The following is a 16,981-nucleotide window of genomic DNA, read 5'->3' as shown; positions in this document are numbered from 1 at the left end:
GGTCTATATCGGTGATAAACTAATATGCAAATTTGATAGCAATTATACAATTTCAGGACTATCGTTTGATAGTCCTTTTTTCATGCCCAGATCACCCACAAATACCACAAAAAGATCGGTCAGTAATCCCATTTGGGATCTACTGACCGATCTTGCTGTTTATTCACTTGCACAAAACGTAACGCCAGCCTTAAATCAACGTTCCTTGTCCGTCAGCTCAAACCTGATACTGTGCAGGTCAAGCCCATTCTGCGCAAAGTATATCCTGAAGGTTGTGAAGCGTGAGAACATAGGCGTTTCCTTTTCCATTGAAACAGCCTTGCCACCAGTGCCGTTGAACGTGAACGTACCCACCGCAGTTCCCATGCTGAACAGCGTCATAGGTATCTGCGCAAGTTCACTCTGTGTAGAGCTTGCCGTAACTATCACCCTGTAAATACCGAAGTTTGATAGGTCAAGAGCAAAGCTATAAGAAGTGCCTTTCTTTGTGTCAACATCACTAAGGTCAAGAGTTATGTCACGGTCTACCTTGTAAAACTGTACAGGCTTGTCGTCCTCCTGCTCCTCGTCCTCTCGGTTTATCACCTTGACAGTATCTCCTGTACCCTCCGCACGCTTAAGAGCATTAGTGTGAAGAAGAAATCCGCATATGTTCGCCGCATTTCTCTGAAGCTCACACCTCTCTATACCGCCATTTTCAAGGGCAACAAGCGTGTTGTCGTCATTCTTTTCTCCGTCAGGACAAACCATGTAAACATCGTTCTGCGCCCTAGCCATAGCTGCAAGATCCGTCTTGTCAGGCTCTTTTCCACGAACGTTTATGTTCGCCCACCAGTCCGTCATGGTGAAGCCCTTGAAGCCCCATTCCTCACGAAGTATCACTGTGTTAAGGTCAAAGTTTCCTGCCGTCCACAAGCCGTTTACTCTGCCATATGTGGTCATAACAGAGGAAGCTCCTCCCTCTTTTACCGCTATCTCAAAACCCTTTAGATATATCTCCCTGAGTGCTCTTTCCGATACCACCGAGTCGATAAAATGCCTGTTTGTCTCACGATTGTTCGCACAGAAGTGCTTTATCGTACCTGTCACCCCTGCACCAGCCATGCCCTTTAACTCAGCCGCCGCCATTTTGCCCGTAAGAAAAGGATCTTCCGAGAAATACTCAAAGTTTCTGCCGTTCAAAGGGTGTCTGTGAATGTTCATTCCAGGGCCAAGCAGACAATCCACCTTGTTAGCCGCCATTTCAAGCCCCATAAAAGCGAAAAGCTCACTTGTAAGCTCCTTGTTGAACGAAGAAGCTATCATAGTGCCGTTCGGCAGGCTGAAAGCCTTTGTGCCGCAGTCAAGTCTCATGCCCGACGGACCGTCAGAACAGCAGCCAGCAGGTATGCCAAAGCCATTGAGATTTTCCGACACTCCCCCGAACGCCGAAGCCGTACCAGCCGTGACCCTGGGGCTTCCCATGCCCTCGCCCCTTATAATGCAGGAAAGGTCATAGTCTGAAAGCTGTGCAATAAATTCGTCCATTGTGTTCTTGCCGTTCTTAACGTCCCAAAGCTTTATGCCCTTGTCACCAGTGTATGCTATCTCTTTCGGAAGCTTCTCCAAACGCCTTGCACTCTCGTCAATCTTTGATAAAGGCACAGCCTCTCTGCCAATGCTGAAAGCTCCGCCCTCGCAAACAGGCTTTATCCTCTCAAAACTCTCCACAGGAGCAAGCGACTGAGTGAGCCTTTCTGTTACCAGATCCTCACCTTGCTCAAAACTGCAAGCATATTCCGCACTTCTCACGTCACTGCCCACATAGAATTTATATTCCCCTGCTTCAAGCACATAGCATGACTTGTTGCCCGTCACACCCGAATCGTCATAAGAAGCAAGCTTTGCGATATCCACTGCTATCTCAACCACCTGCTCTTCCTGTGGTACAAGCTCCCTGGTCTTTTCAAAGCCGCAAAGCACTCTCGCCGCCTTGCCGAGCCTTCCCTGCGGAGCTTCGCAGTAGACCTCTATTACCTCTTTGCCCTTGTAAGAACCGATATTTTTCACCGATACAGAAAGCTTCACAGCCCCCTCTGTTATCTCAGCCTTTTCCGTCTTTATCTCAAACTCAGTGTATGAAAGACCAAATCCGAACGGATAAAGCACCTTGTCTTTAGCAAAAGTCTCAAAATAGCGATATCCCACATAAATATCCTCAGCGTAAATATCCCTGTTTTCCTCCCTGCCGAAATTAGCGTCCGAAGGGTAGTCCGACGCCTTGTATGCGATAGTGTCAGGAAGCTTTCCGCTTGGGCTGACCTTTCCGGTCAAAACGTCTGCTGTACCCTTTCCGCCTGTCATTCCCCCCTGCCAAACATAAAGCACAGAGTCAGGAGCAATTCTGTTTATGTCATTCATATCAATGATATTTCCCACGTTGAGAAGCAAAACAACTTTTTTGAAATGCTCCCTCACCACCGTGAGCATTTCTATCTCGTCATCGCTTAGCAAATAAGAGCCTGCCTCCAGCCTGTTGTCCTGCTCCTCGCCTGCCGTCCTGCCTATTATCACAATGGCAGTTTCACAGCTTTTTGCAGTTTCTTTGACAAGCCCCTCGTCAAGTGGCATCTCTTTCTGCGACCAAGGCTCTCCACCCCAGCCCTCGCCTAAGTCGAATGGGTTTTCCTTGTCCCATTTTCTGTATGTGTCAAGAAGTTTCTCATTGACCTTTATGCCGTTATCAATAAGCCCGTCCAGAATGTTCACGACCTTAGTAACGTTCACCATTCCTCCCGAGCCTGTTCCGCTTTTATAATAATGAAACTGTATGCGTCCGAAAACAGCCACCTCTTTGTCTGTATCAAGTGGCAGAGCATTATTTTCATTTTTGAGCATAACGATTCCCTCAGAAACCATTTTCGCCGCAGTATCAAGATATTTGTTCCAATCAAGTATTCTTTCCATAGCTTTCACCTTTCCAAATTTTCTATTGAATTTCAAAGTGTATTATAGCACAACCCTCCCACCTATTCAATAAAGATACTATGAACAATGGGTTTACTTTTTATATAGCATATCCTGTCCTAAGGAAAAATATTGCACAATGTGTTTATTTGTGCTATAATGAGTATATATGACTGCACCGCACGCTTCTTGTTCGGTGTTCCTTATTAAAAAAATTATTGTCGGAGGGGTAAAAGTGGATAATATCGTCACTGTCGGCGGACACATAAACGCATCTATAAACTTTGCCATGCAGCAAAACTATGTCCCTGTCATAAGAAGCCTTGTAGTAAATAACAACTCAGAGGAAACCCTTGAGAATATCGGACTTAAAATAACCTTTGAGCCTGAGTTTGCAAAGGAATTTACATATCATATCGGCTCTATCCCCGCAAAAAGTTCTGCCGAAATATCCCCCGTGAGAATATCTACCAACACAGATCTTCTTTTCTCTCTTACAGAAAAAATGGTGGGCAATATCACCATTGAGGTGCTTCAAAATGGTGAAAATATCTTCACCTATCAGAACACTATAGAGCTTCTCGCCTGCGATCAGTGGAGCGGTTTGAACATAATGCCTGAGATGATAGCCGCATTTGTTACGCCAAATCACCCTGCGCTCTCCCCAGTTATTCATGACGCTTCCACGTTCCTGAAAAAGTGGAAAGGCGACCCCTCTTTCACAGGCTATCAGACCAACAACCCAAACAACGTGAAGCTTCAAATGGCAGCAATTTTTGCCGCCCTTGTTCAGCAGAAAATAGTCTACAACGATCCCCCTGCAAGCTATGAGGTCATAGGTCAGAGGATACGCCTGCCGCATAAGGTCTTGGAGCAAAAAATGGGTACTTGTCTTGACCTTGCGGTGCTTTATGCCGCCTGCCTTGAAGCGGTGGGACTTCACCCTCTGCTGTTTTTCATGACAGGTCACGCATTCTGCGGCTGTTGGCTTGAAAACGAAACTTTCGCAGATTGTTGCGTTGACGATGTTTCCGCCATTGAAAAGCGCATTGCAGAAAATGCCGAAGAAATGCTCCTTGTGGAGTGTACAGATTTGGTTGACAGCAATGTTCACGATGTCGAGCGTTTCGACCATGCCATGAAACACGGCAAAGACCATATAAGCAACATGGAATTCCAATGCGTCATAGACATTATCCGCACCCGTGGAAGTGGCATAAGACCTATCCCTCTGCGTCCCGAGCAAACCTATTCAGGTATGCAGCTTGCAGAAGAATCCGACAAGCCAAAAGAGATGCTCGCCCCCTCCGAGCTTAACAGCTCGCTTCTTGGCAAAGTGGCAGAGGGCAACGATAAACCCGTCACAAAAATGCGCATATGGGAAAGAAAGCTCCTTGATTTCAGCCTGCGAAATTCTCTTTTGAACTTCCGTGTCACAAAGAACACCATGCAGCTTATGACCGCCGACCTTGGAAAGCTTGAGGACGAGCTTGCAAGCGGAAGTGACTTCCGTATCATGGAAATACCTACCGAGTGGACAGTTTCCACTCGTGACGCAAAAATATTCGCTATCGAGAACGAAAAGGACCTTGTGACAAATATCGCCGAGAACGAGTTCAAAAACAACCGCATAAGAACGTTCCTTAATGAATCCGACCTTGACGCCGCCCTTAAAAGCCTCTACCGCTCCGCAAAGGTGAGCATGGAGGAAAACGGCAGCAACACCCTTTTCCTCGCTCTGGGACTTCTCCGCTGGTATGAAAGCGACCTTTCCGAAAAGCCACGCTATGCCCCTTTGGTGCTTATTCCTATAGATATCGTCCGCAACACACGCAATAAGGGCTATATAATAAGGAGCAGACAGGAAGAAACTCAGATAAACGTCACGCTTCTTGAATATCTCCGCCAAGACCACGGCATCAGTATCACAGGTCTTGACCCTCTCCCACTTGACGAACACGGCATAGACCTGCCACTTGTTTTCAATACTATCCGTCAGGCGGTCATGGGCAAAAAGCGTTGGAACATCGAGGAATATGCCTTCATCGGTCTGTTCTCGTTCAGCCAGTTCGTAATGTGGAACGACCTTCGCAACCGCTCAGAGGAGATAAGCCAAAACAAGGTGGTGTCCAGCCTTATGGCTGGCTCTCTCACCTATGCCCCAGAGGATATAAGCATAACCCCCGAGAATATAGATTCCGACCTTGACCTTGAAAACATGGCAGTGCCAATGAGCGCAGACTCCTCACAGCTTGCCGCCATTGCCGCAGCAGGAAGCGGACAAAGCTTTGTCCTCCACGGCCCTCCGGGAACAGGAAAATCTCAGACTATCACCAACATGATAGCAAACGCCCTCTACAATGACAAGTCTGTGCTGTTCGTTGCCGAAAAAATGGCAGCCCTCAACGTGGTGCAGAAACGTCTTGCAAACCTAGGGCTTGACCCGTTCTGCCTTGAACTCCACTCAAATAAAACAAACAAGACCACTGTCCTTGCAGCGCTTGACAAAGCCCTTGAAGTGGGCAAAATAAAATCTCCCGAGGAGTATTCAGCCGAAGCCGCAAGGCTCAAAGCTCAGAAAGCCCAGCTCAACGATACCATAACCGCACTTCACGAAAAGCGTAACTGTGGTGTGACCCTTTATGAAGCTATATCAGCCTATGAGCGCAGTATATCCGAAAAAGACAAAATATCAGTTTCAAAAGATATCTTTGCAAACCTGGCAAAAGAAACTCTCGACCGCTTCAGCGACCTTGTGCATAGATATTCAATAGCCATAGCCGAAACAGGCGACTTTGCCGACTTCCCACTTAAAGATATCGGCATTACATCATATTCTATGGAACAGCGTGACAAGTTCCACACTGAAGCCGCCGACCTTGCCCAAAAAGCCACCGCTTCCTCTAAGTGCGCACAAACTCTCGCACAGGCTTATAGCTACAGCGGCGACCTTGACAAGACAGCAGTAAAAATGCTTTCTGACATATACAAAGCTTCCACCGCTGACGGTGAACTTCTTGACGGACTTCTCTGCGCACCTCACTATGATATCACCTTGCAAAAGATCAAAGATACTCTTGCCATAGGAAAAGAGTATACCGCTCTCTGCACCGATATCCTCAGCCATTTTGAAAAAAGCATTTTTGACTTTCCTGCGTCAGAATCGAAAATGCTCTATAAGCAGGCAGAGCAAAGCTGGTTTTTGCCAAAAGCCATGAAACTTGGCAAGCTTGTAAAAAGCCTAAAGCTCCACGCCAAAGACCCTGCTTCCGTTACAAAAGCAAACCTTGGTGAAATTCTCGATAAGCTTTGCACCATAAGCGAAAAGAAAGACTTCCTGCGAAGCCTGCCGTCAGATGTAACAGCGCTTCTCACAGGTATTTACATGAACGAGCAGACCGATTGGAATGTCCTTGAAAAAGCCGTTTCAAAAACCGACAGCATTATGAATGCCATTAAGCAGAAAGCGGGTGCTGACCCTGCACAAATGGCTCAGACTATCGGAAAAGCAAACTGCACTTCTGAAGGACAGGCTCTCTCCTCGTTCCTTGAAAAGCTTTCAGCCTTTGAGGACAGCTTCTCAGCCAACATGACCGCCATAGAAGCAAGTGCAGATTGGCTTGGCTTATCTACAGAAAAGCTTAATACCTATGCCGAAAACGCCGATAAGCTTAGATACGCCGCACAGTTCAACAGCGTTGACAAAGAGCTTTCAGACAACGGACTTTCAGGTGTCAGCGAAAGCTACCGCACAGGCAATGTTGACAGCGAAAACGTAGAAAAAGCATTCTCCTGCACAGTAAATTATCAGCTTGCACTTATGATAATAAACAGCGATAAACGTCTTAGCCAGTTCAGCAGTAACAGTGCAAACGACCTTATCACACAGTTCAAAGACACTCTCGATAAATTCTCACGCCTGACTATACAGGAGCTTTTGGCTCGTCTTTCCGCAAAAATACCTGCCCAAGGCTCAGCCTGCGCTTCCACCTCTGAAATGGGCATACTCAAACGTGCCATAAAGAGCAACGGCAGAATGATGTCACTTAGAAGCCTTTTCGATAAGATACCAAATCTTCTCCGCAAGCTCTGCCCTTGTATGCTCATGAGCCCCATATCAGTTGCACAGTATATAGACCCGTCATTCCCGAAATTCGACCTTGTTATCTTTGACGAAGCTTCACAGCTGCCAACAGCCGAAGCCGCAGGCACTATCGCAAGGGGCGAGAACGTTGTTATTGTGGGCGACCCTAAACAGCTCCCACCAACAAACTTCTTCTCCTCAAATCGGATAGACGAAGAAAACAGCGAAAAAGAAGACCTTGAAAGCCTCCTTGACGATTGCCTTGCTATCTCCATGCCGCAGCAATATCTCAAATGGCATTATCGTTCACGCCACGAGAGCCTTATTGCCTACAGCAACATGAAATACTATGACAATAAGCTTCTCACATTCCCGTCCCATAACGACCTCATTTCAAAGGTGAGCATTATCCACCCCGAGGGTCACTATGACAAGGGCAGAACAAAGCAGAACAAGGCGGAAGCAAGAGCTGTTGTTGACGAGATAATAAGACGAATGAGCGATGATAAACTCCGCAATGACAGCATAGGTGTTGTAACATTCAGCTCCGTTCAGCAAAATCTCATTGACGATATGCTCTGCGAAGAGTGGGCAAACCACCCTGAGCTTGAAGAGCTTGACAGAAAGTCACCAGAGCCGGTCTTCATCAAAAACCTTGAAAACGTCCAGGGCGACGAACGTGACGTTATACTCTTCTCCGTCGGCTATGGTCCTGACGAAAAGGGACAAGTTTCAATGAACTTCGGTCCTCTCAACCGTGACGGCGGCTGGCGAAGACTTAATGTAGCAATATCCCGTGCAAGAAAAGCCATGATAGTCTACTCTGTCCTCCGACCTGAGCAGATAGACCTTTCAAGGACACGTTCCGAGGGCGTTGCAGGACTTAAAGGCTTTCTGGAGTTTGCCGAGCGTGGAAAGCTTGCCGTAACAGCCCACAGCACCACAAAAAGCACAAGCGACAGCACTGTAACAGAGTGTATCGCAAAAGCCATAAAAGAGCTTGGCTATGGGGTGAAATGCAACATCGGAAGCTCCGAGTTCAAAGTTGATATCGGCATAATCGACCCTGACAACGAAAAGGAGTATCTCTTGGGCATACTCCTTGATGGTGAAAACACTCTCCACAGCTCAACCGCACAGGATAGATTTATCCTACAGCCAAGCGTGCTTAACGGTCTTGGCTGGAATATCCTGAGAGTGTGGACGCTCGATTGGTTTGACGATAAGGACCGAGTTCTGGGAAACATAAAAGCCGCCATAGACAGCGCACCAAAGCATGAAGCCGAAACCGTTCCCACCTCAAAGCCTGCCGTCTATTCCACATCGCAGTTTGAAAGAGAAGAAGCTTCCGCCCTCACATCAGCCTTTGCACAGCCCTATGTGACCGCAGATATTGGCATAATGGGTACATCTGATGACTTTTATAAGCCCGAAAACAAGCAGAAAATAAGGGAAACAGCCGAAAAGATAATCGCTGTCGAAGCACCAATAAGCGAGAAGCTTTTCATGAGAAAAGTTTTCACCGCATGGGGCATAACACGAAGCGGCTCAAGAGTGGAAAGCATCTTTGCCGATGCCGCACAAGGCGTTTCACCATTCGCCACAGCCGATGAAAACAGAGTTTTCCTTTGGAAAGAGGGACAATCCCCTGAAAGCTATTCTATCTATCGCACAAGCGACGATACCAACAAGCGAAGCATGGAGGATATCCCCTCCGAGGAGATAATAAACGCCGTGAAAGAAGTGCTTTGCCAGCAGATAAGCCTTTCAGAAACCGACCTCGTAAGAGAAACAGCCAAGAAATTCGGCTACACAAGAGCCGTAGGCATAACGGAGAGCGTAATAAGCTACACCCTGAAAAAAGCTCTCACCACAGGTCTTATCAAAAAATCAGAAAGCGGAAACATCTCCGCAAAATAATACGCAAACAAACCCAAACCACCGCCGAGAGCTTTCCTCCAAGCGGTGGTTTCTATTCATATCAGTATTTCCATTTCTCCGAGCAAAGCTGCATCTCAACCATGTGCTTGTAGATACCGTTAGCCTTTTTAAGCGCCTCAGGCTCACTCTCATGTTAGCCTGCACCCTGAACGCTGCCTTGTGAGAACACATTAGCGCAGTGATATAAAACACCATTTCAAGAACTGCAAAAGAACTTTTCTTTTTCTCTTTCATAACATGGTTATTTAAACTTGTCAAGTTTTTTCTCTTAAAGCAGCTCAAAATCTTGTAATAATATCATTTTCATGATATAATTTTATCATATGAATAAACGACAGAAAATGATAAAATGAAAAACATAAACAAAGCGATCGCCTTTGCTAAAAAAGAAACCGTCCTGATAGTGGCAATGCTCTTAGCCGTTATATCTGCATTTTTCGTCACACCTGACAAAGCATATGCAAGTTATATCGACTTCCGGACACTTGGACTTCTGTTCTCTCTTATGACAGTGACCGAGGGCTGCAAAGGTCTTGGCATTTTTGAACGCAGTGCAAAATTTATCATAAGCAAAGTCAATACCGCATTTCAGCTTTCCATAGTGCTTGTGGGGCTTTGCTTCTTTTCAAGTATGTTCATAACAAACGACGTTTCACTTCTGACCTTTGTTCCCCTCACTCTCACCGCCCTCTCAACTCTCGGTGAAGCAGGCAACAAGCTTCTCATATCCATTGTCGTTCTGCAGACCATTGCCGCAAATCTTGGCAGTATGCTCACGCCTATAGGCAATCCTCAGAATCTATACCTTTTTGGTGTATCAGATATGAAGCTGAAAGATTTTCTTGTACTTATGCTTCCCTTTACTATTGTGGCAGGAGCGATGCTTTTTCTGTGGACGCTTGCAGTGTGTAAAAAGTCAGGAAAGCTGTCTGTCAAGACAGATATAACTGCTGAAAACTTCAATACATATTCGACTAAAGACAAGACAAAGCTTTCAGGATACGTCCTGCTTTTTGTCCTTTGCCTGCTTACAGTTGCAAGGCTTATCCCATGGCAGATAACAACCCTCTGCGCACTTGCTTTCTCTGCCATTGCTGACAGAAATGTGCTTAAAACAGTTGATTACTCACTGCTTCTTACTTTCTGCGGATTTTTCATCTTTATCGGAAATATGGGCAGAGTAGAGATTTTCCGCAATGTACTCAGCAGCATAATAAACGGTCACGAGCTTTTTATTGCTGTTGCCGCAAGTCAGATAATAAGCAACGTTCCATGCGCTATACTCCTTTCAGGCTTCACCAACAAGCTGAACGCACTTATAATAGGAACGAACATAGGCGGCCTTGGCACTCTTATCGCCTCCATGGCAAGCCTTATATCCTACAAGCAGATATGCCGCAGCCACCCAAATATCAAAGGCAGATATTTCGCATATTTCACAGCCGCAAATATCGCTTTTCTCGCTGTAATGGCTCTGACTGTAAAGATCGCATACTGAAATAAGTTTTCTATACCCTGCCCACTTTATCTGCATAACATTTTCGCTAAATGCCCACACTATCCGCAGGAGGTGTTTTTATGCTTGAATTTTTTGCAGGAACGCTGGTAGGCGGTTTTGTGGGCGTTGTGACAATGTGCCTTTGTATCACCGCAGGCGAAAGCGACCGTCACGATGAACGATGATGTTTTACACAGGTAAACTTCGTGATTTTCACCAAAAAAGCCACCGCAAAATTTCCCTTTGCGGTGGCTTTTTTTATGCCTGTCCGTATTGACAAATACTCCGCTTTGTACTATAATAGTATCATTGTACTTTAGCAAGTAAAAACGCAAAAGCATAAAAGCTTTAAAGCGACACATGAAGTAAAAGGAGTGTATTGGATTGACAGCAAGGTGGATAGTATTGGTATTATACCTTGCACTTATGATAGGCATAGGTGTTTATTACCGCAGAAAATCGGCAAGCGTCAATGATTTTGTACTGGGAGGACGAGGTCTTGGAGCATGGTTCACAGCTTTCGCATATGGAACTTCATACTTCTCGGCAGTAATTTTTGTAGGCTACGCAGGAAAATTCGGCTGGAATTACGGTGTGGCTTCCACATGGGTAGGAATTGGAAACGCCGTCATAGGCTCATGGCTTGCATGGAAAGTTTTGGGCAGACGTACAAGGATAATGTCAAAGCACCTTGAGGCAAAGACCATGCCTGAGTATTTTGAAAAGAGATACAACAGCAAGCCTTTGAAGATAGTTTCGGCACTTATCGTGTTCGTATTCCTTATCCCTTATACGGCTTCGGTCTACAACGGCTTGTCAAGACTTTTTGAGAAGGGCTTTGGCATTCCTTACAAATATTGTATAATCGGCATGGCAGTTTTCACTGCGGTGTATGTTATCATGGGTGGCTACAAGGCTACAGCACTGAACGATTTTATTCAGGGAATAGTAATGCTTGTAGGCATTGCGGCGGTAGTGCTTGCAGTGCTTGGTGAAAACGGTGGCCTTGGAAATTCTCTTGACCTGCTTGGTGATATTCCTGACGCAAGCGGTGAAAAGGGTGCATATTCGTCACTATTCGGCCCTGACCCTATAAACCTTGCAGGCGTTGTTATTCTTACCTCTCTCGGCACATGGGGACTTCCGCAAATGGTGCAGAAATTCTATGCAATAAAAGACGACAAGGCTATCAAAACAGGCACCATCGTATCCACATTCTTTGCAGTAGTGGTAGCAGGCGGCTGTTACTTCCTTGGTGGCTTCGGCAGACTTTTTGTCAAGAGCGCTGACGGACTTCCTGAGGGCGGTTTTGACGGAATAGTTCCGACTATGATGGAAAAGCTTCCTTCACTGCTTTTCGGACTTGTTATCGTTCTTGTGCTTTCTGCTTCAATGTCAACACTTTCATCGCTTGTGCTTACATCAAGCTCCACTTTGACCATCGACCTTATCAAGCCTATAATGAAAGAAAAAATGGACGAGAAAAAACAGCTTATCACAATGAGAATTTTTATTGCCGTATTTCTTATCATCTCAGTTGTGCTTGCAATAATCACGCTTGAAAATCCACAGACAGTAATTTCAACTCTCATGTCTATCTCATGGGGCGCACTTGCAGGAGCATTTCTTGCGCCGTTTATGTACGGACTTTTCTGGAAGGGCGTAACAAAGGCGGCCTGCATGGCAAGCTTTATCGCAGGAGTAGGCATAACAGTAATACACATGGCATACTACACCCTTGCAGGTCACACAGGAACACTTTGGGGCATAAACCTTGCCTCGCCTATCAACGCAGGCGCATTTGCAATGCTTTTCGGACTTGTTCTTGTACCTATCGTTAGCCTTATCACAAGGCAGAGCGACGCTGACAAGGCTCATGCTGAAAAGGTGTTCGAGTGTTATAATGACAGCGAAATATGATTTCACATGGCTTACATAATTGAAACGCAGACAGGGACGGACTTTGTTCGTTCCTGTTTTTTATGCGGATAATGCAAATGATATAGTGAGCGAAACGACAAAACAAGCGGGCGAACGGTGTTCGCCCCTACGATTTTGTTGCCGTGGGTTTTAGCCTTTTTTATTCAATTTTCAAATTGCATTCGGAGTATGACACTGGGTATTATGCCCTAGGTTTTGTATACACAAAATATCACAATGCACGCCCACGTCCTGATACAAGTACTCTACAGCCTGTTCCAGAATCTCTCATCGTATTCACTAAGTCACAGGGCTTGTACGTGCCCGCAAGTATCTAAGACGCCTTCTACTTATCCCTGAAAAATGCTCTTTTTGTTGCATAAAAAATGCAACAATTAATGGATTATTGCCAAATTAAATCATAAATCATTTGTTTGCACAAATTGACCACATGAATTTTGTATAATATCCACTGTAGGGGCGAACAGTGTTCGCCCGTTTTCCTACCTGAACTAACTTTTGGGGGTCCACATTATTAATGTGTATACAGACACCAAAAAGTTCCATAAAACACCGTTCAACACCTGAACGCATTTTATGGAACTCTTTTCAGATTATAAACTTCTTCGCCTTGTTTACAATACTGCGGTCGTTTTCGTAAGACAGGACCTGTCCTGCCCTGCCGATCTCGACCCAGCGTATGTCTGCGATCTCCTCTTCCTGAGGAGTGTAGTCGGTGTTCTTTGCTTTGCCGATAAAGTAGACAACGATCTTCTGCGTGTCCTTCCTTGGTGAATAGGACACTATCTCCCGAAACGTGGTATCAAGATTTACGTCTATCCCCGTTTCCTCCATGATCTCACGCTTGGCAGTTTCTTCCTCTGTTTCATCGCCCTCAACGTGACCCTTTGGGAATGACCAATGACCGCTGTTGATATGCTTTATCAGCAGTATCTCGGTGTTGCCGTGATACTTTCTGTAAACGATAGCACCGCAGGATTTTTCATGCAGCATCATTTTTCCTTTCCGGAGCTTAGCCCCAATATTTACTCATTGATTTAATTATATCACAACAGCCCTCATTTGTCTATACCCTTTAATAAATATACTCCCATTTTGTGCATATTCCACAAATCAGGTAAAATAAAAAAAGCCGTGCAAAAGCACAGCTTTTTGAAACAGTCAAAGATTATTCCTCAACCTTGTTCTCGATATACTTAACAATATCGCCAACAGTCTTGATGTTCTCGACCTCTTCATCAGGGATCTCTACATCAAAGCTCTCCTCGATGCTCATTACAAGGTCAACTACGTCCAGTGAGTCAGCGCCGAGATCCTCTGTGATAGAAGCCTCCATAGTTACTGCGTCCTCTTCAACGTCGAGCTGCTCTACGATAATGTCCTTGATCTTATCAAATACCATTACTTTACCTCCATTCTGTACTTTACTGGGTCTGCCGCTCAGCGCAGCATTTATGTCAGCCGCCGCCGCTCATAAGTCGGCAAATCATTCGGCATGATCATCAAAAAACTCATTCCTGCGAACTTTCCTCAAACTCGCCCACAGTTCTAAACTTATTATACCGCCCCTCAAGCAATTCGTCAAGACCTTTTTGCAATTTTCTTTTCAAAGCGCCCTCGATATAATCAGAGATATTCTCCGCAGTGAGCTGTGGGTCGTTATGTGCGCCGCCGTCGGCTTCGGAAATTATATGGTCGCACACCCCAAGTCTTGTAAGATCCTCGGCGGTTATCTTCATTATATCACAGGCTTCACGCTCTCTTGTGGAATCCTTCCACAGGATACTTGCAAAGCCTCTCGGTGATATTACTGAATAGATAGCGTTTTCAAGCATTGCAAGCTCATCGCACACTGCAAGAGCCAGCGCTCCTCCCGAGCCGCCTTCTCCGAGTATTATGGAGATAACAGGAGTCTTGAGGGTCATGAACTCCATGATGTTTTTGGCTATCGCTTCGCCCTGACCACGCTTCTCAGCTTCTACGCCGCAGAATGCGCCTGCTGTATCAACAAGGCATATAACAGGTCTATGGAACTTCTCAGCCTGCCTTGCAAGCCTGAGAGCCTTTCTATAGCCCTCCGGGTGTGGCATACCGAAATTGCACTTCTGATTTTCTGCAAGATCTCTGCCCTTTACCTCTGCGATAACTGTAACAGGTATGCCCTTAAAATAGGCTATGCCGCCCATAACAGCACCGTCATCACCAAAAAGTCTGTCTCCGTGCATCTCAAAGAAATCGTCGAATATAAGAGGGATATAGTCCTTAGCAGTCGGTCTGCCCTTGTGTCTGATTATATCAAGTCTTTGACAAGCTGTCAGCTCACTCATTTGAGGACACCTCCTTTGCTGGCTTATGAAGTCTTAGTATATGAGCGAGAACTCTTCTCATTTTCTTTCGCTCAACTATCATATCAACAAAGCCGTTTTCAAGCATGAACTCGGCAGACTGAAAATCGTCAGGAAGCTTCTGCTTGATAGTACCCTCTATGACACGTCTGCCTGCAAATCCGATTAGCACCTTTGGCTCTGCGATTATAATATCGCCCAGTGACGCAAATGAAGCTGTTACACCGCCTGTGGTAGGGTCGGTCATAACTGCGATATAAAGCAGACCTGCTTGGTTATGTCTTGCCACTGCTCCGCTGGTCTTCGCCATTTGCATAAGGGAAACTATACCCTCCTGCATTCTTGCTCCGCCTGAGGCTGTGAATGCGATAACAGGGAGCTTATTTGCGGTGGCGTATTCGATAGCTCGTGTTATCTTTTCGCCCACAACGCTGCCCATGGAAGCCATCATATAGTTGGAATCCATAACGATTATAACTATCTTCTCGCCTCTTATGGCAGCCTTTCCTGTGATAACGGCGTCTTTAAGACCGGTCTTTTCTCTCAAAGCCTGCTGTTTTGCTTCATAGTCAGGAAAATCTATAGGATTTTTTGATACCATATCCTTATCAAATTCCTCAAAGCTACCCTTATCTATGGTGATATCAAGACGTTCTTTTGCGGTAAGTCTTGAATGATAGTTACAGTGAGGACAAACCTTGCCGTTTGCCTGAAACTCCTCCATAAAAGTAACGTTTCTGCATCTTGGACACTTGAAAAGCAGACCCTTTGGGATATCGGTCTTTTTCTTGTCATCGTCCGCCTTATCGCCGTTAAATCTTACTTTAACGACAGAAAACAGATCTTCAAGCATTATTCCTTACTCCTCTCATCTGCCAAAATGTCGGTACGGTTAAGAAAACCGTTATCGTAATTGCCCTCTAAAAACTCCGGGCGTCTTATAAGCTTGAGCTGGAAATCAACATTGGTTGCAACTCCGTCCACGATAAACTCAGACAGCGCCCATGTCATTTTTGCAATAGCTTCTTCTCTATTCTTACCGTGAACGATGAGCTTGCCTATCATGGAATCGTAATAAGGCGGTATCTCATAGCCCTGATAAACTGCGGTATCTACTCTTATTCCAGGGCCTCCGGGGATAAAGAGCGACTTTATCCTGCCAGGTGACGGTCTGAAATCAAGAAGCGGATTTTCCGCATTTATACGGCACTCTATTGCATGACCTGTCAGCTTTATATCCTCCTGCTTTATAGACAATCTCTGTCCTGATGCGATAAGGAGCTGTTGCTTTACAAGGTCAACGCCTGTGACGGCCTCTGTGATAGGGTGTTCCACCTGTATACGGGTGTTCATTTCCATGAAATAGAACTCGCCGTTTTTATCCACAAGGAACTCAATAGTGCCTGCATTCCTATAGCCGCAGACCTTAGCGGCTGTACAAGCGGCTTTGCCCATTTTCGCACGAAGTTCCTCATTCATAAAGCTTGCAGGGGAAGGGGCTTCCTCGAGGACTTTCTGATTTCTTCTCTGCATGGAGCAGTCACGCTCGCCCAGATAGATAACGTCACCGTAATTATCTGCAAGTATCTGTATCTCGATATGCTTAGGGTCTTCTATGAATTTCTCGATATAGATCTCGTCATTACCGAAGCAGGCAAGAGCCTCCTGCTTTGCGGCGGTCATCTGCGCTTCAAGCTCATCGTCGGAGTGAACGATCCTTATGCCGCGTCCTCCGCCGCCTGCTGAAGCCTTTACCATAACAGGGTAGCCAAGATCTCTTGCAAGGGTATGCGCCGCATGGATATTTGAGATAGCGCCGTCTGAACCCATTATAACAGGCACACCTGCTTCTTTCATTGTTTCCTTTGCCTGCGCTTTATCACCAAGCATTTCAATAGACTCGGCTCTTGGTCCTATGAAAGTTATGCCGCACTTTTCGCACATTCTTGCAAAGGACGGATTTTCAGACAGAAAGCCAAAGCCCGGGTGGATAGCATCTGCACCTGTTATCTCGCAGGCGGAGATTATCGCCCTGACATTAAGATAACTGTCCTTGCTTGGTGCAGGACCTATGCAGACTGCCTCGTCTGCTATCTGAGCGTGGAGAGCGTTTCTGTCGGCGGTTGAATATACCGCAACAGTATGTATGCCAAGCTCTCGGCAGGCTCTTATAATGCGGACAGCGATCTCGCCTCTGTTCGCTATCAATACTTTTTTGAACATATT

Annotated in this window: 10 protein-coding genes; 4 read left to right on the top strand and 6 right to left on the bottom strand. The window is 45.8% G+C overall.

The window, feature by feature from the left end:
* Positions 1-195 precede the first annotated feature (195 nt).
* Entirely contained in the window at positions 196-2,946 is a 2,751-nt protein-coding gene (locus OCV57_RS06630; protein ID WP_267300894.1) for a glycoside hydrolase family 3 protein, read from the bottom strand.
* 235 nt (positions 2,947-3,181) lie between these two features.
* Between OCV57_RS06630 and OCV57_RS06625 the strand changes: the two genes are divergently transcribed.
* The 4 genes from OCV57_RS06625 to OCV57_RS06610 all read left to right on the top strand — a co-directional run bounded on the left by OCV57_RS06625 (position 3,182) and on the right by OCV57_RS06610 (position 12,389).
* Positions 3,182-8,950, top strand: a complete 5,769-nt coding sequence (locus tag OCV57_RS06625) for an anti-phage protein ProA (protein ID WP_267300893.1) — start codon at positions 3,182-3,184, stop codon at positions 8,948-8,950.
* A 370-nt stretch (positions 8,951-9,320) separates the two neighbouring features.
* The gene (locus OCV57_RS06620; protein WP_267300891.1) at positions 9,321-10,469 is read left to right on the top strand and encodes an SLC13 family permease; all 1,149 of its coding nucleotides are present in this window, start codon (positions 9,321-9,323) and stop codon (positions 10,467-10,469) included.
* 80 nt (positions 10,470-10,549) lie between these two features.
* Positions 10,550-10,654 (top strand): DUF3789 domain-containing protein, encoded by a 105-nt coding sequence (locus OCV57_RS06615; RefSeq protein ID WP_022288118.1) that lies wholly within the window; start codon positions 10,550-10,552, stop codon positions 10,652-10,654.
* A 241-nt stretch (positions 10,655-10,895) separates the two neighbouring features.
* Positions 10,896-12,389 carry a sodium:solute symporter family protein gene (locus tag OCV57_RS06610; RefSeq protein WP_138336940.1) on the top strand — a complete coding sequence of 498 codons (1,494 nt, stop codon included), beginning with the start codon at positions 10,896-10,898 and terminating at the stop codon, positions 12,387-12,389.
* A 609-nt stretch (positions 12,390-12,998) separates the two neighbouring features.
* On the opposite strand, the gene OCV57_RS06605 is transcribed toward OCV57_RS06610, so the two are convergent.
* The 5 genes from OCV57_RS06605 to OCV57_RS06585 all read right to left on the bottom strand — a co-directional run bounded on the left by OCV57_RS06605 (position 12,999) and on the right by OCV57_RS06585 (position 16,978).
* Positions 12,999-13,403 (bottom strand): bis(5'-nucleosyl)-tetraphosphatase, encoded by a 405-nt coding sequence (locus tag OCV57_RS06605; RefSeq protein ID WP_046439839.1) that lies wholly within the window; start codon positions 13,401-13,403, stop codon positions 12,999-13,001.
* A 175-nt stretch (positions 13,404-13,578) separates the two neighbouring features.
* Positions 13,579-13,812, bottom strand: coding sequence for an acyl carrier protein (acpP, locus tag OCV57_RS06600; protein WP_038672418.1), 234 nt, complete (start codon positions 13,810-13,812; stop codon positions 13,579-13,581).
* Positions 13,813-13,921: 109 nt separating this feature from the next.
* A complete protein-coding gene (locus tag OCV57_RS06595; protein ID WP_022288122.1) occupies positions 13,922-14,737 on the bottom strand; it encodes an acetyl-CoA carboxylase carboxyltransferase subunit alpha in 816 nt (271 codons plus the stop codon).
* Complete coding sequence (accD, locus tag OCV57_RS06590) at positions 14,730-15,608, bottom strand: acetyl-CoA carboxylase, carboxyltransferase subunit beta (RefSeq protein WP_046439842.1); 879 nt, start codon at positions 15,606-15,608, stop codon at positions 14,730-14,732. The genes OCV57_RS06595 and accD overlap by 8 nt, the downstream gene beginning before the upstream one ends.
* The gene (locus OCV57_RS06585) at positions 15,608-16,978 is read right to left on the bottom strand and encodes an acetyl-CoA carboxylase biotin carboxylase subunit (RefSeq protein WP_038672424.1); all 1,371 of its coding nucleotides are present in this window, start codon (positions 16,976-16,978) and stop codon (positions 15,608-15,610) included. The genes accD and OCV57_RS06585 overlap by 1 nt, the downstream gene beginning before the upstream one ends.
* Positions 16,979-16,981 lie beyond the last annotated feature (3 nt).

The sequence above is a fragment of the Hominimerdicola aceti genome (assembly GCF_025567495.1).
Lineage (GTDB): Bacteria > Bacillota > Clostridia > Oscillospirales > Ruminococcaceae > Hominimerdicola > Hominimerdicola aceti.
The sequence above is the reverse complement of the archived record's forward strand: the minus strand, read 5'-3'. Positions and strand labels throughout refer to the sequence as shown.

What these genes read in the sequence shown, in the direction of transcription:
- OCV57_RS06595 (WP_022288122.1), bottom strand. Translation starts at nt 14,737, where the DNA reads ATGAGTGAGCTGACAGCTTGTCAAAGACTTGATATAATCAGACACAAG.
- OCV57_RS06615 (WP_022288118.1), top strand. Translation starts at nt 10,550, where the DNA reads ATGCTTGAATTTTTTGCAGGAACGCTGGTAGGCGGTTTTGTGGGCGTT.
- OCV57_RS06585 (WP_038672424.1), bottom strand. Translation starts at nt 16,978, where the DNA reads ATGTTCAAAAAAGTATTGATAGCGAACAGAGGCGAGATCGCTGTCCGC.
- OCV57_RS06630 (WP_267300894.1), bottom strand. Translation starts at nt 2,946, where the DNA reads ATGGAAAGAATACTTGATTGGAACAAATATCTTGATACTGCGGCGAAA.
- acpP (WP_038672418.1), bottom strand. Translation starts at nt 13,812, where the DNA reads ATGGTATTTGATAAGATCAAGGACATTATCGTAGAGCAGCTCGACGTT.
- OCV57_RS06605 (WP_046439839.1), bottom strand. Translation starts at nt 13,403, where the DNA reads ATGCTGCATGAAAAATCCTGCGGTGCTATCGTTTACAGAAAGTATCAC.
- OCV57_RS06610 (WP_138336940.1), top strand. Translation starts at nt 10,896, where the DNA reads ATGATAGGCATAGGTGTTTATTACCGCAGAAAATCGGCAAGCGTCAAT.
- accD (WP_046439842.1), bottom strand. Translation starts at nt 15,608, where the DNA reads ATGCTTGAAGATCTGTTTTCTGTCGTTAAAGTAAGATTTAACGGCGAT.
- OCV57_RS06620 (WP_267300891.1), top strand. Translation starts at nt 9,321, where the DNA reads ATGAAAAACATAAACAAAGCGATCGCCTTTGCTAAAAAAGAAACCGTC.